The sequence below is a fragment of the Aliiglaciecola sp. genome, from assembly GCF_039982535.1.
GTDB lineage: Bacteria > Pseudomonadota > Gammaproteobacteria > Enterobacterales > Alteromonadaceae > Aliiglaciecola.
This window is the reverse complement of the sequence record NZ_JBDWYG010000011.1, coordinates 35,490-54,717: the sequence shown is the minus strand read 5'-3', so window position 1 is coordinate 54,717 and position 19,228 is coordinate 35,490. Positions and strand designations below refer to the sequence as shown.

16 protein-coding genes are annotated in these 19,228 nt (G+C 40.7%); 11 read left to right on the top strand and 5 right to left on the bottom strand.

Features of this window, described 5'->3' with window-relative positions; all coding sequences use genetic code 11:
* The first annotated feature begins 16 nt into the window (after positions 1-16).
* Positions 17-1,561: a carboxylesterase family protein gene (locus ABJV04_RS02335; protein ID WP_348489515.1), complete on the top strand. Its 1,545-nt coding sequence runs from the start codon at positions 17-19 to the stop codon at positions 1,559-1,561.
* Between the two features lie 42 nt (positions 1,562-1,603).
* Here the strand turns inward: ABJV04_RS02335 and ABJV04_RS02330 are convergent, their stop codons facing one another.
* Positions 1,604-2,134, bottom strand: coding sequence for a nicotinate-nicotinamide nucleotide adenylyltransferase (locus tag ABJV04_RS02330; RefSeq protein WP_348489513.1), 531 nt, complete (start codon positions 2,132-2,134; stop codon positions 1,604-1,606).
* 185 nt (positions 2,135-2,319) lie between these two features.
* On the opposite strand from ABJV04_RS02330, the gene ABJV04_RS02325 reads away from it, so the two are divergent.
* Together ABJV04_RS02325 and pncB are read left to right on the top strand one after the other, a co-directional pair.
* Positions 2,320-2,973: an isochorismatase family protein gene (locus ABJV04_RS02325; protein ID WP_348489511.1), complete on the top strand. Its 654-nt coding sequence runs from the start codon at positions 2,320-2,322 to the stop codon at positions 2,971-2,973.
* Positions 2,973-4,202 carry a nicotinate phosphoribosyltransferase gene (gene pncB, locus ABJV04_RS02320; RefSeq protein ID WP_348489509.1) on the top strand — a complete coding sequence of 410 codons (1,230 nt, stop codon included), beginning with the start codon at positions 2,973-2,975 and terminating at the stop codon, positions 4,200-4,202. Before ABJV04_RS02325 ends, pncB begins: the two co-directional genes overlap by 1 nt.
* A 97-nt stretch (positions 4,203-4,299) precedes the next feature.
* Here pncB and ABJV04_RS02315 read toward each other — a convergent pair whose 3' ends face one another.
* The gene (locus ABJV04_RS02315; protein ID WP_348489507.1) at positions 4,300-5,616 is read right to left on the bottom strand and encodes a M20/M25/M40 family metallo-hydrolase; all 1,317 of its coding nucleotides are present in this window, start codon (positions 5,614-5,616) and stop codon (positions 4,300-4,302) included.
* Between the two features lie 245 nt (positions 5,617-5,861).
* Here ABJV04_RS02315 and gnd point away from each other — a divergent pair, with 245 nt between their 5' ends.
* Entirely contained in the window at positions 5,862-7,328 is a 1,467-nt protein-coding gene (gene gnd, locus ABJV04_RS02310) for a decarboxylating NADP(+)-dependent phosphogluconate dehydrogenase (protein WP_348489506.1), read from the top strand.
* 62 nt (positions 7,329-7,390) lie between these two features.
* Here the strand turns inward: gnd and ABJV04_RS02305 are convergent, their stop codons facing one another.
* Positions 7,391-8,407 carry a GDSL-type esterase/lipase family protein gene (locus ABJV04_RS02305; RefSeq protein WP_348489505.1) on the bottom strand — a complete coding sequence of 339 codons (1,017 nt, stop codon included), beginning with the start codon at positions 8,405-8,407 and terminating at the stop codon, positions 7,391-7,393.
* A gap of 695 nt (positions 8,408-9,102) precedes the next feature.
* On the opposite strand from ABJV04_RS02305, the gene ABJV04_RS02300 reads away from it, so the two are divergent.
* Complete coding sequence (locus ABJV04_RS02300) at positions 9,103-11,670, top strand: TonB-dependent receptor (protein WP_348489503.1); 2,568 nt, start codon at positions 9,103-9,105, stop codon at positions 11,668-11,670.
* Positions 11,671-11,764: 94 nt separating this feature from the next.
* Here the strand turns inward: ABJV04_RS02300 and ABJV04_RS02295 are convergent, their stop codons facing one another.
* Together ABJV04_RS02295 and ABJV04_RS02290 are read right to left on the bottom strand one after the other, a co-directional pair.
* The gene (locus tag ABJV04_RS02295; protein ID WP_348489501.1) at positions 11,765-12,196 is read right to left on the bottom strand and encodes a diacylglycerol kinase; all 432 of its coding nucleotides are present in this window, start codon (positions 12,194-12,196) and stop codon (positions 11,765-11,767) included.
* Positions 12,197-12,253: 57 nt separating this feature from the next.
* On the bottom strand, positions 12,254-12,907 hold the full coding sequence (locus ABJV04_RS02290; RefSeq protein ID WP_348489499.1) for a dUTP diphosphatase: 654 nt from the start codon (positions 12,905-12,907) through the stop codon (positions 12,254-12,256).
* Between the two features lie 208 nt (positions 12,908-13,115).
* Between ABJV04_RS02290 and ABJV04_RS02285 the strand changes: the two genes are divergently transcribed.
* The 6 genes from ABJV04_RS02285 to arsB all read left to right on the top strand — a co-directional run bounded on the left by ABJV04_RS02285 (position 13,116) and on the right by arsB (position 18,860).
* Positions 13,116-15,476: a zinc-dependent metalloprotease gene (locus tag ABJV04_RS02285; protein WP_348489548.1), complete on the top strand. Its 2,361-nt coding sequence runs from the start codon at positions 13,116-13,118 to the stop codon at positions 15,474-15,476.
* An 87-nt stretch (positions 15,477-15,563) separates the two neighbouring features.
* Positions 15,564-16,172 (top strand): hypothetical protein, encoded by a 609-nt coding sequence (locus ABJV04_RS02280; RefSeq protein WP_348489498.1) that lies wholly within the window; start codon positions 15,564-15,566, stop codon positions 16,170-16,172.
* 110 nt (positions 16,173-16,282) lie between these two features.
* On the top strand, positions 16,283-16,618 hold the full coding sequence (locus ABJV04_RS02275; protein ID WP_348489497.1) for a metalloregulator ArsR/SmtB family transcription factor: 336 nt from the start codon (positions 16,283-16,285) through the stop codon (positions 16,616-16,618).
* A gap of 13 nt (positions 16,619-16,631) precedes the next feature.
* Positions 16,632-17,102: an arsenate reductase ArsC gene (locus ABJV04_RS02270; protein ID WP_348489495.1), complete on the top strand. Its 471-nt coding sequence runs from the start codon at positions 16,632-16,634 to the stop codon at positions 17,100-17,102.
* A gap of 2 nt (positions 17,103-17,104) precedes the next feature.
* Positions 17,105-17,821, top strand: a complete 717-nt coding sequence (gene arsH, locus ABJV04_RS02265) for an arsenical resistance protein ArsH (RefSeq protein WP_348489494.1) — start codon at positions 17,105-17,107, stop codon at positions 17,819-17,821.
* A 16-nt stretch (positions 17,822-17,837) separates the two neighbouring features.
* A complete protein-coding gene (arsB, locus tag ABJV04_RS02260; protein ID WP_348489492.1) occupies positions 17,838-18,860 on the top strand; it encodes an ACR3 family arsenite efflux transporter in 1,023 nt (340 codons plus the stop codon).
* Positions 18,861-19,228 lie beyond the last annotated feature (368 nt).

Here is a 19,228-nt window from a genome sequence, read left to right as displayed (position 1 = left end):
GAAATGGAGAGTCACTTTGAATATTTTATCTAAAAACCCAATGGGTGTAATAAGGTTAATGGCAGTGTTATCACTGTTGTTGGTGTCTTTACAAGGGCAGGCTGTTGACGAACTGACCGTAAAACAGCTATCTCAGGGAACCGTGAAAGGGGTACATCAAGGCAATAGTATTCAATTCAAAGGGATACCTTATGCCCAACCTCCCGTTGGTGAATTACGTTGGCAACCGCCTGTTTCTGCTAGTCAATTTTCTGGTGAATTTTCCGCAGATCAATATGGCCCAGTTTGCCCGCAAAAAAATCAAAAATTAAAGCAAAGTGAGAACTGTTTAACCCTAAACATATTCAGTCCAGATTCAATTGATTTAGAAGCTCAAGGTTTACCCATATTAGTTTGGATCCACGGCGGTGGGTTTGTTTTTGGTTCTGGCAATATGACAGCCCAAGGACATAAAAATTGGAATGACAATGGAATTATCTTAGTCACTTTTAATTATCGATTGGGAGCGTTAGGTATTTTCGCCCCGAGTGCACTGACAACGCCTGAGGGAAATAATTTTAGTGTAATGGATATGGTCACTGCACTTAAATGGTTAAAAGCCAATATAAGTGCCTTTGGTGGTGATCCAAAGCGCATCACTATTGCCGGTGGTTCCGCAGGGGGTATGGCCGTGCAGATGCTAATGGTTAACCCCGAAAGTAAGGGACTGTTTCAAGGTGCTATTGCACAAAGTGGTTATGGCGCTTGGCCGTTGCCTAGAACGAAGTTAGTTACTGAACTTAAAACTAGCCCTAGGGCCGAACATATATCTGATCAGATTGCACGCAAAGCGCTAAGTATAGAAGCGCAAGACCACACGCCTCAAAAGGTGACAAAAAGTCTACTGTATGAGGCCTCACCAGCAGCACTAGTGGCCGCCATTGATGGTTTTCACATTCCCATTATTGATGGCAAAACCTTACCTGAAGAGCCGGCCATTATGTTTGTGCAAGGTCGGCAACATTCGGTACCTTACATCAGTGGCGGGAATAGTTACGAAGGCAGCGTTTACCCTTATTCTGGGGTAGCACCAACAGCTTTATTTTCGTTAATGGGGAAACATAAACAGCGGATAAAACAGCTATATAAACTCGATGAGGTTTCCACCTCTGCAGTACCTTATCAGCATTTATTTGGTGATTTACGTTATCTACTAGCCGCTAAGTTGACCACTCAAAGTATGCCTAAAATTGGTCAAGCAGGGTATCGCTACTTTTACAATTACGTCAGTGATAAACAAGCATTTCCCCACGGTGCTAAGCATGCCTCAGAAACCTATATGTTGTTTCAATCTGATAATGTGCCGGTATTAAATCAAATGCGTCAATATTGGTATAACTTTATTAAACAGCAAAACCCCAACGGCCCGAACTTGCCAAAATGGCCAAGGTTAACGAATACAGCAGATGACTGGTTAGAGATTGCCGACAAAATTGCGGTTAAACCTGAGGTACGAGCAGACAAATTAGCCATACTAGAAGACTTATTTAATCAGCGTAAAGCTGAGCTGAAGGACCACTAAGCGGGTTTACATTCCGTTAACCCGCAATCTCAAGTGATGTGGCTAGTTTACGTATAAATCGTGTTGGTTTATGTATTGGGCCACTTCTTTGGGAACTTGATTATCGATGTTTTGATGATTAACTAAATTATCTCGCACGGCAGTTGAGCGGATAGCAACACGTTCAGGCACGACTAATATATCCCAATTATCAGTTACTTCTTGGGATTTATAGAATTTGTGCCAGTTTACCTGGTTATCTGGTCCCATAACGAAGGTTAGCTTTGCATCAGGAAAGTATTCTGCTTGTAAATAGGTAAGTAAATCAAATGTATAAATTGGATTGGTACCATCGCTAAGTTGATCTTCAACGGGGAATACTTCAATCTTCGGATCATTTAGTTGCTGTGCAAATAAATGCAACATTGATACTCTGTGCTCATAGGAAAGCATTTTCTTAGAAAAAGCGTGGGCATATGAGGGGATAAGCAATATGCTGTCGAAACTTGGTTGTTGAGAAGATATGTATTCTATTGCGTCTTGATGCCCTAAAGTGGGGGGGTTAAATGCAGCACCAAAAATCGCTATTTTCATACTTTCAGGTTCCAGTAAAAATAAGTGTTGTGACTAATTTGACTCGGTTTTAACGCCTTACTATTGAGCCATAACTTTGACTAAAAGTGTAGTCAAAACCGCGAAAAAATATAAACATAAAAATCAAAATGTTGTAGAAATGTATACTGCGTAAATACAGCATTAAAATTCAGGGAAAGGTGTTAATGAAATCTAAAATTGCGTCAATTAACGTGGATCCTCAAAAAGGTTTTACGCCTATTTGCCCAGATGAATTGCCAGTGAATGAAGGTGATAAAATTGTCCCTGAACTTGTTGCTCAAAATGCGCTAGCTGATTTTATTATTGGTTCAAGTGATGCCCATTGTGAACAAGCTTTGTTCAGAGTAGAAAAAGATGAAGATCAATTTAAACCCCTTGAATATGCCAATACCGATTGTACATTCAAAATGCATTGTCGACCTGGAACCACTGGGTTTGAATTATTGGATGGTCTGCCTGCCGCCACAGAGTATGACTTTTTTGTGTGGAAGGGAGTAGCACCTGAGCTTCATCCTTATGGGGCCTGTTATCACGATCTCGCCGAAAAATTATCCACCGGGGTGATTGAATATTTGGTGTTTAACAATGTTGATACTGTCATTGTAGGCGGCTTAGCTACCGATTTTTGTGTTGCCACTACAGCCATTCAGTTGCAAAATTCGCAACGCTTTAATGTTGTCCTGAACTTGGCAGCGTGTCGGGGAATTACCCCTGATGGAGTAAAGGAACAGATTGAAATAATGAAAAACAAAGGAATTACAATCTTGCAAAACAGTCATGAAGTCAAAAAATGGCTTGCTAAGCGGAGTGTAGGTTAGTGAACTTTTCGAAGGCTTCAGTTAAACGTAATTCTATTTTTCGTAAAAATCTCAATTTTTCTACCCTAGACAACGATTATTATAAAATGAATATGTGGCAGTGTTTCATGCACCAATACCCATATATTGAAGAAGCTGAATATCGTTTTTTTATGCGAAGCGATGTGGATCTGAGGCCCTATAAGGCAGAGATTCAACAAGAGTTACAAAAGCTCGACGGTTTGAAGTTTACCGATGATCAAATTCGTTGGTTAGAGAAAACACCTTGGTACACCAAAGATTTCATAGAGTGGGCAAGAATGTGGTCGTTTCAAAGTCGATTCTTGTTCGTTACTGAAGAAAACGGTCAATTGGCTATTAGTGCTCGCGGGCCATTAATGCACATTCATAATTTTGAAATGCCGGTTTTATCCACAGTAGCCGAGGTATATAACCGCCGAAATTACCCGAATAAGTCCTATCAAGATGTGCGTAAACCTTTATTCAACAAAATTGATTGGTTAAAGGCACAGCATCAAAAGCACGACCTTACAGGCTTAACCTTAGCGGATTTTGGAACTCGACGTAGATTTAGCTACGAAACCCAATTGACCGTGGTTGATATGCTTAACAAGCAACTTCCAGAGTTTTTTCTGGGGACATCTAATATGCATATTGCCAAAGAGTTGGGCGTCAATCCTATTGGTACTATGGCCCATGAAATCTTTATGTTATCCCAGCAAGTTGGGGTTCAATTAGCTCACTCTCAAAAACATACTTTGGAATGTTGGGTGAAGGAGTTTCGCGGACAATTAGGTTATGCACTTACTGATATTATTGGTATGGACGCCTTTGTAAGGGACTTTGATTTGTATTTTGCTAAGTTGTTTGAGGGCCTACGCCAAGACTCGGGTTGCCCTTTTGAGTTCGGTGAAAAAGCCATAAAAATGTACACAGATTTAAAGCTCGATCCGACAACCAAAACAGTGATTTTTAGTGATGCTCTGAACTTTGAAAAAATGGTAGAGCTATTTCTGCACTTTCGAGGTCGGATTCGTACCTCTTTCGGTATAGGCACTTTTTTATCAAACGATGTTGAAGGGGTTGAACCTCTAAACATGGTAATGAAGTTAGTTAAAGTAAATGGAAAACCCGTCGCCAAAATATCTGACACTGTGGGTAAAAACCTATGTGATGATGAAAATTTTGTGCGTTATTTAAAAGACGTTTATAACGTAACCTGGGCTTAATAAGCTAGTTTTGAATATTTGAATAAGCCTGAATGAACCCCATTCAGGCTTTTTTGGATTAACGATAGGAGTTAAGAGTGTAAATTACTATTGCTAACTATGGTTGTTGGCTTGGGTAATTCTGACTTATGCGGTAAATCAATAACGCTGCTTTATGCATATTCTTAGCAAAGCTGTCCATATCCGCAATCTCGTTTTTAGTATGACCTCCGCTGCCCATTAAACCTAATCCATCCAGCGCCATATCCACGTGCTCAGCGGCAAAGGAAATATCTGCTGCTCCCGCATTACGTGGGTTAACCGCTTCTACCTTACCGTAACCAAGGGAGTCACTGATATCACTATACCATTGCAGTAACTGGTAGTTTTGTTCCGTTGGTGCCATGGGCGGATACCCTTCGCCAATCGTCAGGGTGGCACTGGTATGCAGCAAGTTTTGTTTAACAATATTGTGCATAGTGGTTTTGGCTGTCGTTAACTCGTTTTGAGTTAATGCTCGTATTCCGCCTTTCACTAGCAGCTTTTGCGCAACTACGTTATTTTTCCCAAATGCAGTGCCACTGGCTGACTCATCATCGAAGGTTACTTCAGTCCCTCCTAAAATCACACCAGGATTGAAAGTTAAATCCCCCAGATTCGCTAATTCTTGACGGAAGGTATCTAAGATACGAGCGGCTTCAAATACTGCGCCATAGCCTACTTTTTCACTAAAAATTTGCGACGAATGAGCTGGCCGTCCGCTGACTTCTAATTGCCAATCAACAGAGCCTCTGCGCGCCACTACTGCGGTTTTAATACTGCCATCACCATCTTCAAATCCAAGGGCAATATCTGCCCATTTTGCAGCGTCTATTATGGCGGCTTTTGATGCTGACAAAGGTTTGCCACTGCGTTCTTCATCACCTGTCATCACAATCTGAATGCTCACTTCATCCAGCAGCCCTAGGGTTTTTAACGCTCGCATCACCTCAATAATGATAACGTCGCCGCCTTTCATGTCGGTAACGCCCGGGCCTGCGGCTTTGTTATTTGCTAAACTTTGATAGCTTTGAAAACTGTCCGTTTTCGCAAACACAGTATCAAGGTGTCCGATCATCAAAATTTTGGGACCTTTGCTCCCGTAGCTAGCAACTAAGTGTCCAGCTCGTCCAAACTCAGCACCATCTTGCCATTGTACATCGAATCCTAGGGGCTCTAATTCATCCTTAAATAACATGCCCACTTGTTTGACCCCAGTAAAGTTCATGGTGCCACTATTAATATTAACGGACTCTATCAACAGCGCTTTGGCTTCAGGCAATTGCTGATTCAAAGTATCAACAATCTTAGCTTCGATACGCGGACTAACCTGAGCGGCGTTTACAAGCACAGAAAATAGAGTGAGAGAAAAGAATAAAGAGCGTCGAAATAGCATAATAATCCACGAATAATTAATTTGCTAAACAGCATAAAATTAGCGTCTTATAAAGTCTAGTTATATGAAAAATGTTTAAAACTGGAAATTTTAAGCAATTGATTAAGTATCAAACTATAAATGCAGCCCATATTCCTGTAAATTACGCGCACTTTTTGTCATCATTCTTAATCAATCTGACACTGTCTAGATTATACTTGTGCAAACATCAGAGTAGATTGAACTTATATTCAACGAGGAAATTTATGAAAGCACTTTCTGACATAGCCGTAGTTGGCTTAGCCGTAATGGGCGAAAACCTAATTTTAAATATGGCTAGTAAAGGGTTTACGGTTACGGCCTATAACCGCTCTTATAGCAAAGTGGAAAATTTTCTAGGAACGCGAGCAAAAGACAAAACCATTCGTGGAGCAGATTCTATAGAGTCTCTTGTTGCCTCATTAAGTTCACCACGCAAGATTATGTTAATGGTGAAGTCCGGCCAACCAGTAGATGACTTTATCGAACAATTGATCCCCCATTTAGATAAAGGTGACATTATTATTGATGGCGGCAATAGTCAGTTTGAAGATTCTAATCGTCGTACCGCCATGTTAACCGAAAAAGGTTTGTTATACGTGGGTACCGGTGTGTCTGGTGGCGAAGAAGGCGCATTACTTGGTCCATCAATTATGCCGGGCGGAAACCCAGAAGCATGGCCACACGTTAAACCTATTTTCCAAGCTATTTCGGCTAAAGTGAAAGATGAAAACGGTGAGCTATCGATCCCATGTTGTGATTGGGTAGGGGAAGGCGGAGCAGGACATTTCGTGAAAATGGTCCATAACGGTATTGAATATGGCGATATGCAAATTATTTGCGAAGGCTTCATTCTAATGCAAGATTTATTGGGCATGAGCACCGATGAAATGCAGGCTGTTTTTAAACAGTGGAATGAAACTGAATTATCTAGCTACCTGACTGAAATTACCGCCGATATTCTAGGTTATAAAGAAAATGGCGAAGCTCTGGTTAATAGTATATTGGATACTGCAGGACAAAAAGGTACTGGTAAATGGACAGGCATCACTGCGTTGCATTTAGGCGTCCCTTTAACGTTGATCGGTGAAGCTGTGTTTGCTCGATGTCTTTCGGCGATAAAAGATCAGCGTGTGCAAGCGGCGAAAACTATTTCAGGTCCTAAGGCAGAATTTACCGGGGATAAGGAAGCTTTCCTTGAAAGCTTACGTCAGGCGCTACTGGCTTCTAAAATCGTCTCATATGCCCAAGGTTTTGCTGTTTTGCAAGAAGCTGCTAAAGAATATAAATGGGACCTCGATTATGGCAGCATCGCTATGATGTGGCGCGAAGGCTGTATTATTCGTTCGGTATTCTTGGATAACATCAAAGCCGCTTACGACAACAACCCTGGCTTAGATAATTTATTGTTAGATGACTACTTTAACCAAGTGGTTGCGAACGCTCAGCAAGGTTGGCGTGAAGTAGTTTCTACCGCAGCTATGCAAGGTGTTGCGATTCCTTGTTTATCATCCGCCTTGAGTTATTTTGATGGTTACCGCACGGAAAACCTTCCTGCGAATTTATTGCAAGCTCAACGGGACTATTTTGGTGCTCACACTTATGAGCGTAAAGATAAACCGCGTGGTGAATTCTTCCATACAAATTGGACAGGCAGAGGCGGAGATACAGCTTCAACTACCTACGATGTGTAAGTAATTTAAGGCTTAAAAAAGCTGCATTTGCAGCTTTTTTTATGTCCGCAATTTAACCTAGATTACCAGTTTAAAATATCGGCAAACAGTGGCGAAAAATGCGTTGCTATTGCCAAGTGCTGGTCAATTGTAGGGTGGGGATCGAACTCATCCCCCTCACAATTTATGCAGGGTACATGATGAAGTTGTGGGTGATTTACTTGTTTGACTATGGTGAGCAAACATTGGTTCAAGCAGTGTTTTTTGAGCTTGTTTTCCAAGCTATTACTGAGCATTGGCCCTTCTGAAATCATAATTTGAGTATTAGGATATAGGCTCAATAAATGCTCAATCCAATCAGTGTAGTGCTGGTTGAATAAATCGATATTGGGAATGTCATTATAGAAGTCATTTGTGCCCAAACAAATAAAAATGCCATCTGGTATATAGGCGTCAATGGGCCATCTATGGTTATAAGGTGTTTCTGGAATTGTCAGAGGAAAAATCTGGGGCAACTGTGGTAAACGTACTGACGTATCTGAACCTTGAAGCAGTCCTCGTCCCCCGTAAGCGATTAAGTGTACTTGGGCGTTTAACATTCTGCCTAAGAGCATGCCAAAGGATTGTCTAGCATTGGATAAGTGAGGGCCTTTTCGGGTATTACTGGTTGATGCCGGCCTTTCCATTAAAGCACCTGAGGTGATTGAATCGCCAACAAAAAGTAATTTTTTGGAAGGCAGTGAAGGTGTCTCTAACAAGTCGCCACTTTCTAAAATGAGTGATTTGAGACTAATGATGCCATGCCAAGATTCTCCGCGATTAATCAGTTCTATCTTGTTGAGTTTTGCTTGTTTAGCTTTGATTAGATAAAAAGGTTTAGGTGTCTTGGAAACCACTAAAATCTTGGCTAGTTTATTATTTACAACAACGTCTATTCGGCCTTTGCCGTGTGGGCTGTGGGCAACCAATTGAACGCTTTTGGCTGAAACATTAAAGTGCACACTGACCCCAGGATAACTGAGCTCAAGGCTTTTATTTGTGCTTAAGGTTCTGCCCATAACAGCAAACCGTGGATCATCAAAAAAGACTTCTTTTTTCATTTCTAACCAAAATTCAGTTGGTTATGCGATATATGACAGGAATTATACGGTAGATGGTATGTTGAATTACATAGCAAAGCGTAAACTAATAGTGAACTTGTTTTCTTGGATTGCTTAAGGTTGATTAAATAACTGTTCACTTTGTGGATAATATTTGCTGATCAAAGCTCGTCAATGATTGACCTTAATGCAACAAGTGAAACGCTTCTCCCCAATTTTCCAGTCTAGCTGGATGCTTTCGCCCCGTTTTATACGGGGCTTTTTTATTTCCAGCGTTTTTAAAGCTAGGTTGGAAAATTTCAATGTGAAAAAAACTTATCGTGGTAACCTTTTTAAGTGAAACTTTATGAAATCTTTGTGTGAAGTTAATTTACCATATGAAATTAAATGAAAGGTATAGCCTTAGGTTATACCTAGTGCTAGGCTATTTGGGGTTAATGTTAATTCCATTTCATTGTGAAAAATATTGACTAACTTACTATTTTATAAAGGGATTTTAATCAAATAAGTTGAATTATTGGTCATACTTATCTATAAATAAAACTGTGGATAGGTTAAAAAAATCTTATACATCAAAAAAACCAATCCATCATGTTGATTTTAGTATCAGCTCGCACATAAGAGCTTAGCTAAATCACGTGTTTATATTGGAAAATTTATTGAAAAATCCAAACATAATTTTATGGGAACAACACATGAAGAAAAACTTTTCTAAACTTTCGATGGGAATAAAGATGGGATTGTCGGCAACGGCTGCACTATCTTTGACAATGACCTCATCACTAATGGCTCAAGAGTCTGCTGATGCAAACGCTGACGTTGAAAAAATTGCGGTAGTTGGTAGTCGTGGAGCTCCACGTTCAGTAGGTGATTCTCCTGTACCCATCGATATAATTGGCGGAGACGAGCTGTCGAAAAACGCATCTACCGACATGCTAGATATGTTGGTTGCAGCGGTTCCGTCATTTAACGTCCGTGCACAACCTATTAGTGACGCGGCTTCCTTAATTCGTCCAGTAAATTTGCGTGGTTTATCCTCTGATAGTACGTTGATTTTGTTAAATGGTAAGCGCCGTCACCGTGCATCGGTAATTGCTTTCCAAGGTGGTGGTGTAAACGATGGGGCTCAAGGCCCAGACATTTCTGTTATTCCTAGCGTAGCCCTTAAGCAAGTTGAAGTGTTACGAGATGGTGCGGCAGCGCAATATGGTTCTGATGCCATTGCTGGGGTAATGAACTTTGTGCTTAAAGACGATTCTGAGGGAGGATCCTTCTCTATTCGCCAAGGTGGTTATTATGAAGGTGACGGCGATTCAACAGTAATCGACGGCAACATTGGATTACCATTCACAACCGAAGGTTTTGCCAACTTTAGTTTTCAATATAAAACTGCAGACGCCACAAGCCGCAGTGTGCAAAGACCAGATGCTCAGGCTATATTTGAAGCCGGCAATACAGAAATACAAAACCCTGCACAAATATGGGGTAACCCAGAGATTGATGACGATATAACCATTTTTGGTAATATCGGTCTTGATTTAGGTGATGATAAAGAATTTTATTTATTCGGTAACTACTCAGAGCGTGACGTGACAGGTGGTTTTTATTACCGTAACCCCCACAACCGCGGTAACGTTTATTCAAATGACGGCGGTGAAACATTGTTGGTTGGTGCTGTAAATGGCGATCAAAGCAGTTGTGCCGTAGTGCCTGCAAATGTTCCTAACGTGTTAAACACGCAAGAATATTTGGATATGGTTGCAGATCCAAATTGTTTCTCAATGAACATGGTTCCTGGTTTTGCAGGCGGTTATACACCTCAGTTCGGTGGTAATATTACCGATACATCTTTAACAATGGGAACCAAAGGCGAGATTAAATCAGGCTTTTTGGCGGATTGGTATTTTGATTTAAGTGGTTCAGTAGGCCGCAGTGAATCTAAATTTAATCTGAAAAATACCCTAAACCCTTCTTTAGGTTTAGATACACCTACGGAATTTGAAACAGGCTCATACATCCAATTAGAAAAAACCTTTAACTTCGATTTAGTTAAACAATTAGAAATGGGCGGTAAAGATGTTAATTTCGCATCTGGATTAGAGTGGCGTGAAGAAAGCTTTGAAATTGTTGCAGGTGAACAGGCTTCTTGGGAAGCTGGTGAATACGCAGACCAAGGCTTTAACATCGGTTCTCACGGCTTCAAAGGTTTTGGTCCAGAGTCTGCAGGTGTAAACACACGTCGCAATGTGGGTGCATATTTAGATGTGGAAAGTTACTTAACCGACGATTTCCTACTAGGTGCAGCACTTAGATACGAGGATTTCTCTTCTTTTGGTGACACATTAGATTATAAATTGACGGTTCAGTATGTTGTTAACGAGACTGTGTCTCTACGTGGTTCTCACAGTACTGGTTTTAGAGCGCCAACTGTTGGTCAGGCGAATGTTGTAAATACCCAGACTTCAATTGTTAATGGTGATTTAATCCAGACCTTTATCGCGCCACCAACGGATCCTTTGTCATCGTTCTACGGCGGTAAAGAGTTAAATCCTGAAGAATCAACTAGTTTTGCATTTGGTGCTGTAATTGAAACGGGTGATGTTTTCTTCACCATTGATTACTACAATATCGAAGTGACAGATCGTATCGCACAGTCAAGTCAGATTACTGTTCTTGAAGAAGACTATGAGGAACTTAGAAGTCTAGGTGTGCAAAATCCTGAGTTGATTTCAGCCGTTACTTACTACGCAAACGATTTCGATACGACTACTCAAGGTATCGATTTAGTGGCAAATTATTCTCTTAATTTGTTTGACGGTGATACAACTTTAAGTCTTGCTTATAACTGGAATGAAACTTCAGTTGATTCATTTAACCCAGAAACAACCGATGAAGGTAAAGTGCGCCGTTTAGAAAGAGGCATGCCAGACCATCGTGGAACATTCACAGTATCCCAGAGCTGGGAAGATGTAAGCATGTTCATTCGTGCTAACTACTTTGGTGAATATTACGCGACGCATGCAGATGATACCTCTGATTGGGGTTCTGAGATTGCTGATTCTGCGGTAACTGTAGATATTGAAGTGAGCTATTACATCAATGACTCATTTACCATTTCTGCCGGAGCAAACAACTTGTTTGATCAAGAAGCTCAAAAACTTAAAGATGGTACTTTGGGTGAGTTAGGTGCCATATATTATGAAAGTGGTCCTTTCGATTACAATGGCGGATATTACTATGTACAGGGTAAATATAGTTTCTAAACCCTTGGTGCTTTAGTTAAAAAGCCAATAAATAAAAAGACCTCCAATTGGAGGTCTTTTTGATTTTATACCGTGAAGAATCAAAATTTTTTGATTAAATATGAAGTGTTACATACCGCCAAATTGCCTCAAGCCAAACTAAGGTTAGCAAGGTTAACGCGATAAATACTGCCGAAGATCCCATGTCTTTAGCGCGACCAATGAGAACATTGTTTTCCAGAGTAATCGCGTCAGCCAAAGCTTCAATGGCGGAATTAACAATCTCCGCAAACAATACAAAAAGTAAACAGCTAATCAGCATCAGCAGGTGTAAGGTCGAAGATGCAATCACAAATGAAAATGGTAACAAAACCAGTGCCATGATCAATTCTTGGCGAAATGCTGATTCATGCTGCCAAGCCGCGGCAAAACCACGAAAAGAGCATTGTGTGGCTTTGACTATTCGCGTTAACCCTTTGCCATTAGGTTTATTCACTAGCTTCAATTTTTCATCAATAACAGGTGCTGGAGTCACTTTATTTTTCATAAAATTGGTCTTGTGATTTAACCTTTAACTTGCACACAGGGTTAACTAGCAAACGGCTTAGTTTGGATAGCGTTTTTGCAGGCCCTGATAAACACAATCGCTGTAATTATGGAGGCTGATATCTAGCTCGTTTAATACTTCAACTAGGTGTTCGTTATCTTCACGGCCTAACCAAACTTTTAAATAGGTGCCGTCTTTATAGCCATTATCTTGGCGGAAAAAGTTAAGAACGTTTTTACCAACGTATTGACGATAAAGCTCATCTGAGTCCATTTCAGCTTGTTCAACAATTTTAATGAATAATGGTACTGAAAAGCGTTTAGCGGCGCACAAGCCAGCCATTAATTCCAAATTATCTAAAATGTCTTGGTCATTAAACGCATATTCTTTGCCGTCGAACGTAACGGACTGGACACCACTAATTAATTCACTTGCAATAGTTTCGGCAGAGGACTCTATGTTGCCATCAAAGTCGATAATGATTGCGTAAAGTGCAAAGTGCCAAATGTCCACTAATTCCATTTGCAACTGGGGTAGGTCTTTTTGTTGCGCTTTCCACCATTTCCACCCATGATGTTCAATCCCCTCGACCGCCTCTATCATTGCAGCTCTAAGGTATTGATATCCGGCAGTTAACCACTGGGCATTAACCTTTTGATTCATTTTGGCTTGAAGGTTAAGCATAGTATTAAGTTGAGTTGAGGAGAGCATAAAAGTCCTTGTGTAGAATTAGCGAGTGCATAGTGTACTTGTTTTGTGATAATCGGCATAGCCTGAAACAGACTAATCATAATTATAATATTAACCGTTAAATAGTTGCACATCGTCATGTGACAAACATGCTTTAGAGTGCTTTCTATTAGGTAATAAACTAAAAATTTAGGAGACAGGTGTGAAGAAATACGTAGTTATTTGCTTGATGTTATTTTCATCAGTAGCGTTTTCCCAAAGTAAATCAATCAGTGATTTTACTAGCGGAATGCAGTCAAAGGAGGGGTTTTACACCGTCTATTACCAACAAGATAGTGGGAAGTTATACTTACAAATTGATAACTTTGGGGAACAAATTATATTCCAAAGTAGTTTACCTCAAGGTATTGGTTCAAATGATATTGGCCTCGATAGACTGCAACTTGGTAAAACACGTTTAGTGATTTTCGAACGTTTTGGCGATAAAGTCCTCCTAAAACAGCTTAATACACAGTTCCGTTCGACTACGGATAATGCTGCAGAAGCGGCCAGTATTGATGAGGCTTTTGCTGATTCGGTTATTGCCGGTTTCAAAATCTTAGCCCAACAAGATGGCTCCGTTTTAGTCGACTATACGGACTTTCTACTATCTGATATCCACGGTATTTCAGCACGTTTAACTCGTGCCAAACAGGGCAGTTTTAAAGTAGATACTAAGCGCAGCGCAGTTTATATGCCACGCACTAAATCCTTCGTCGACAATACTGAAATGGAATCATTAGTTACCTTTGGTGGTACTAATCCTGGCAAATATCTACAACAAGTTACTCCTTCTCCTGATAGCGTAACCGTACATTTGCACCATTCACTAATCAGATTACCTGACGATAAGTATGAGCCAAGAGCGTTTAGTCCTAACTCTGGCTTTAATAAAATGACATTTCAGGATTATTCGGTGCCCATTGAAGATTCAATGGAGCAAAGTTTAATTCGACGTCATCGTTTATTTAAAAAAGATCCCAATGCTGCGGTCAGTGAAGCCGTAGAGCCTATTATTTATTATTTAGATCCAGGTGTACCTGAGCCGGTGAGAAGTGCTTTGTATGAAGGTGCAATGTGGTGGGATCAAGCGTTCACTAAAATTGGCTACAAAAATGCGTTTCAAGTGAAAATGTTGCCTGAAGATGCAGATCCCATGGACGTGAGATACAACGTTATCAATTGGGTTCACCGCGCGACTCGTGGCTGGTCTTACGGTATGTCGGTGCGCGATCCGCGTACAGGTGAAATCATTAAAGGCCAGGTTACCTTAGGTTCACTGCGGGTACGTCAGGACTACCTCATTGCTTTGGGTTTAACTAGTCCATTTAAACAAAGTGATAGCAGTATCGAAGAGCAAAAGGAAATGGCCTTAGCTCGTATCAGGCAACTTTCCGCACACGAAGTGGGTCATACCCTAGGTCTGGCGCATAACTTTGCCGCTAGTGCTTATGGTCGTGAGTCGGTAATGGATTATCCCCATCCTACGGTCAGAATAAAAAATGGCAAAGTAGATATCTCTGATGCCTATGCAGTGGGTATGGGAAAATGGGATGACCACACCATAGCTTATGGTTACCAAGATTTACCTGATGATGTAAATGAAGCAGACTATCTAGAAGATACGATTCAAAAAGCACTTAATTCTGGTTTACTTTATATTAGCGATCGTGATGCTAGACCTAGCCATGCCATTAGTCCTATTGGTCATTTGTGGGATAACGGTAAAGATCCGGTTGAAGAGTTACACAACCTAATAGAAGTACGCGATGTTGCTTTATCAGAGTTTGGCATTAATTCCATTCCTGAGGGGAAAACCCTAGCGTCATTGCAAGAAACCCTAGTGCCAGTTTATTACCTCCACCGTTATCAGCTAGACGCTGTGGTTAAACTGATTGGTGGTTTAAACTATGCTTATGAAAGCAAAGGTGATTACCCAGAACCTAAGGGCGTATCCTATGTAGAGCAAAGTAAACAAATGGCGGCACTAGATGCCATGCTTGAAACTCTTTCACCTGAATTTCTGCATATCCCAGCTAATATTACAGCGTTAATCGCGCCTAAGAGTTTGGGTGAGTCAAATAGCCGTGAAAGTTTCCATGGTCGTAATGGATTGAGCTTTGATCCCATTAGTGCTGCGGAATCAGGAGCAGGATATACTTTGGGTCTACTGCTTAAAGCAGAACGCTTAAATCGCCTTGCTGCGCGTCCGATAAATAGCCGAGATCAGTTAACTATCCCTGTCTTATTGGAGAAATTATTCGATGCGACAATACAGCAAAAATCGAGTAAATTTGCTGCTGATGTTAAGCTGCGGGTAGATTATGTAGTGCTTAATAGTGTTATCCAAGCAATGCAGGCTAAGGAAATTGCTCCAGAAGCCCAAGGCGCATTGTTAGATGGCTTGATGGATTTACACACTTGGTTGAAGAAAAATTCACGTTATGGTCAAAACAAAGTTATGGCCAAACAGTTGGATTGGTTTATGGCAACAGGTGAATGGAAAGGCAACTTTGAAGTGAAACCACTTCCTCCAGGTTCGCCAATCTAAACATCAATATTCATAAATAATATGTAAGCCGGCTTTTGCCGGCTTTTTTATGAATTAACAGCGGTTATAGGTTATTCGGGAACAGCAATGAAAAGTAGAAAAATGCATAGAATTATCGGTATGTTGTTAATTTTACCTATGTTTGGCTGGGTGGTAACTGGATTCATATTTTTTACCAAGCCTGGCTATGAAGGTGCTTATGATCAACTAGCGATTAAAACCTATCCTTTACAGAGAGCATTTGTTATTCCGCCAGAGGCTAACTGGTTGGAAGCAAAAGTTGTTAAAACCATATTGGGCCATCATTTATTGGTGAAAACAAAAGATGGTTTTGAGCATTTAGATCCTATTTCCTATCAACCTAAGAAGTTAGTCGACGGTGAAGCCTTGCAATTGCTCATCAATGATACATTTTTACATGATCCTCAACGTTATGGGGTAGTGGCATCCATAGACGGCAACCAAGCTATTACAAACACTGGCGTTGAGGTGAGCCTGAACTGGTCGCAACTTAGTTTAAGACAAAGTGGCCAAGATACTGCGCTTATAAATTTATTGTACAAAATACATTATTTGCAGTGGACCCCATTCAAAGAGTTTAATCAAATTTTCGGTTTTTTTGGCCTGATGCTATTAATTTTATTAACCCTATTTGGCATTAAAATGGTTATCTCCACTAAACCTAAAAGAGCGTAACTCCAAGGGTCAATCTACATTTTCTAATTAACAGCAATTGATATTCTTCCATTGACATATGAAATTTCATATATATGATAAATAACATATGTGAATAATCGTATGTGTGTATGAGCCCCTTAAAAATTTTTAAATGTCTGTCTGACGATACTCGACTGAAATCCGTAATGTTGATCGCGGAATTTGGCGAGTTGTGCGTTTGTGATCTTATGCAGGCGCTAGGTCTTGAACAACCCAAAATCTCCCGCCACCTTGCCGAGTTACGTAAATGTGGTGTGTTACTTGATGAAAGACGGGGAAAGTGGGTGTATTACCGACTTCACCCTGAATTACCTGAATGGGCAAATAAGGTGATCAGCGAATCTAGTGTGCATAACAAGTCATACTACGAAGAGGCACTAGACAGACTTAAGGCTGCACAAATAATTCCCTCCAACTGCTGTTAATTAAGGTTTTAGCATGAAAATTTTATACATTTGTACTCACAACCGATGCCGTAGCATCCTTTCTGAAGCTATCACAAATCAGTTAGCGGGGGAGGTGATTGAAGCAAAGAGTGCGGGTAGTCAGCCCGCGGGAGAAGTTCATCCTTTATCTATAAAATATTTGCAACAAGCGGGTATTTCAATTGCGGGTTTGCAGAGTCAATCGTGGAACGACTTTGAACACTTCGATGCAGATTTGGTGGTCACAGTCTGTGACTCTGCCGCAGGAGAGTCTTGTCCCCTATGGTTTGGAAAGTCTTTGAAAGTTCATTGGGGGTTAAGTGACCCCTCTAAAGTTCAAGGGTCAGAAGAACAGATCGCCGCCTCTTTTGAAGCCTGCATTGAGGAAATTACCGCCAGGGTTAAACAATTAAAAACCTTAGCAGAAAAAGGCCTTAATTCCACACAGTTGAAACAAGCTTTAGCTGAATTGGGAGCGCACTAATTATGATTCAGGATACCTCTTTAGCTAACATTGACGAGCAAAGCTTGCATAAACCAAGTTTTGAAAAATGCTTGGCAGAACCTGCTGAGCATGCACCGCGTATTTTGTTGTTACATGGCTCCATGCGAAAACGGGCCTTTAGCCGCTTAGTGGTTGAAGAGTGTGCCAGATTGTTAACCCACTTTGGCGCAGAAACCAAAATATTCAACCCTGAAGGGTTGCCGCAAACCGACACGGAAGATGAAAATCATCCAAAAGTCAAAGAGCTGCGTGAACTTATGCTGTGGTCGGAAGGCCAGGTATGGTGCTCTCCTGAGCGACATGGCTCTATGACCAGTATCTTTAAAAGCCAAATCGATTGGGTGCCGCTAAATATTGGCGGTGTGCGTCCAACTCAAGGCAAAACCTTGGCGGTGATGCAAGTTTGTGGTGGATCCCAGTCATTTAATGTAGTTAATCAATTACGCATTTTAGGCCGCTGGATGCGTATGGTAACGATCCCAAATCAGTCTAGTGTGGCAAAAGCTTATTTGGAGTTCGATGAAAACGATCGTATGAAACCCTCTGCTTATTACAATCGCATCGTTGATGTAATGGAAGAGTTGATGAAATTCACTTTGTTATTGCGCAACAACAAAGACTATTTTGTTGACCGTTATTCTGAACGTGTGGAATCTGCTGAGCAACTAAGTCAGCGGGTGAACCAGCGCTCCATATAAAATAAAGGAGAAAATCATGGGAATGTTTGAGCGTTTTTTATCAGTGTGGGTGGGATTAGCCATTATTCTGGGTATTTTAGCCGGTAGTATTGCACCGGATGCGTTTGCGGTAATTGCCCGTATCGAATATGCCCATGTGAATATTGTCATTGCGGTTTTGATTTGGTTAATGATCTACCCAATGATGGTACAGATTGATTTTTCATCATTAAAAGATGTGGGTAAAAAACCCAAAGGTTTAGCACTTACCTTAGTCGTCAACTGGCTAATCAAACCCTTTACTATGGCGTTTTTAGGCTGGTTGTTTTTCAAAGGGCTATTCGCAGATTGGGTCGACCCGCAAACGGCCACTGAATATATTGCCGGGATGATCTTGCTCGGTGTAGCACCGTGTACAGCTATGGTGTTTGTTTGGAGTCAACTGGTTAAAGGAGATGCGAACTACACCTTAGTGCAGGTTTCTATCAATGACATCATTATGATCTTTGCGTTTGCCCCTATTGCAGGATTATTGTTAGGGGTGACTGATATAACAGTTCCTTGGGATACGTTATTTCTATCTGTTGTGCTCTACGTTTTGATCCCACTTGTGGCGGGTGCAATTACTCGTAAAAAATTAGAGCAGAACGAACAAAGTACCCAAATTGATCGATTTTTAGGGACCATGAAACCTTGGTCAATAATTGGTTTATTGGCCACAGTTGTTCTGTTATTTGGTTTTCAGTCAGAAACCATATTAGCCAAGCCTGAAGCAATCCTATTGATAGCCATTCCACTGTTAATTCAAACTTACGGTATTTTTGCCATTGCTTACTTTATAGCGAAGAAGATGAAACTCACCCACAAGGTTGCCGCCCCAGCTTGTATGATTGGCACCTCTAACTTCTTTGAACTAGCTGTGGCAGTGGCCATTTCGTTATTTGGCTTGCACTCAGGAGCAGCCTTGGCAACGGTAGTGGGGGTGTTGGTGGAAGTTCCTGTAATGCTTTCATTAGTTTGGTTTGCTAATCGCACCCGCCATTGGTTTGATGAAGCCTAATTAGCGAGTGATGCCAGTGTAAACTGGCATCACTGCGTGATAATACTGGCCATCAAGTTTTCCTGGCCGAAATTTAATGTCTTTCCGAGTATAAAACCGCTTAACGAACGGTTAATTAAGGTTTAATAAAACTCGGTAAATCTCAACTGAATACTGTTGTTTCTGGCTTAAGCATCGGTCACAAATATGGATCTTTTTTGAATTCATCATTAGTGGCTTCTTTAAAAATGCGTAAATGCTTGCCTTAACCCTTTGTGTAAATTAATTGTTATCAATAAGTTGCTTTGTTTTTAGTTGTTGTTGTGTTTGTTTTGTTTTAAAAGTTTATTAAAAACAATAGCTTGGCTTTTATATTGGGTTGTTAATTA

Excerpts from the sequence above, each read along its gene's own strand:
- ABJV04_RS02330 (WP_348489513.1), bottom strand. The coding sequence starts at position 2,134 with ATGAAAATAGCGATTTTTGGTGCTGCATTTAACCCCCCCACTTTAGGG.
- ABJV04_RS02325 (WP_348489511.1), top strand. The coding sequence starts at position 2,320 with ATGAAATCTAAAATTGCGTCAATTAACGTGGATCCTCAAAAAGGTTTT.
- ABJV04_RS02315 (WP_348489507.1), bottom strand. The coding sequence starts at position 5,616 with ATGCTATTTCGACGCTCTTTATTCTTTTCTCTCACTCTATTTTCTGTG.
- gnd (WP_348489506.1), top strand. The coding sequence starts at position 5,862 with ATGAAAGCACTTTCTGACATAGCCGTAGTTGGCTTAGCCGTAATGGGC.
- ABJV04_RS02305 (WP_348489505.1), bottom strand. The coding sequence starts at position 8,407 with ATGAAAAAAGAAGTCTTTTTTGATGATCCACGGTTTGCTGTTATGGGC.
- ABJV04_RS02300 (WP_348489503.1), top strand. The coding sequence starts at position 9,103 with ATGAAGAAAAACTTTTCTAAACTTTCGATGGGAATAAAGATGGGATTG.
- ABJV04_RS02295 (WP_348489501.1), bottom strand. The coding sequence starts at position 12,196 with ATGAAAAATAAAGTGACTCCAGCACCTGTTATTGATGAAAAATTGAAG.
- ABJV04_RS02290 (WP_348489499.1), bottom strand. The coding sequence starts at position 12,907 with ATGCTCTCCTCAACTCAACTTAATACTATGCTTAACCTTCAAGCCAAA.
- ABJV04_RS02285 (WP_348489548.1), top strand. The coding sequence starts at position 13,116 with ATGTTATTTTCATCAGTAGCGTTTTCCCAAAGTAAATCAATCAGTGAT.
- ABJV04_RS02280 (WP_348489498.1), top strand. The coding sequence starts at position 15,564 with ATGAAAAGTAGAAAAATGCATAGAATTATCGGTATGTTGTTAATTTTA.
- ABJV04_RS02275 (WP_348489497.1), top strand. The coding sequence starts at position 16,283 with ATGAGCCCCTTAAAAATTTTTAAATGTCTGTCTGACGATACTCGACTG.
- ABJV04_RS02270 (WP_348489495.1), top strand. The coding sequence starts at position 16,632 with ATGAAAATTTTATACATTTGTACTCACAACCGATGCCGTAGCATCCTT.
- arsH (WP_348489494.1), top strand. The coding sequence starts at position 17,105 with ATGATTCAGGATACCTCTTTAGCTAACATTGACGAGCAAAGCTTGCAT.
- arsB (WP_348489492.1), top strand. The coding sequence starts at position 17,838 with ATGGGAATGTTTGAGCGTTTTTTATCAGTGTGGGTGGGATTAGCCATT.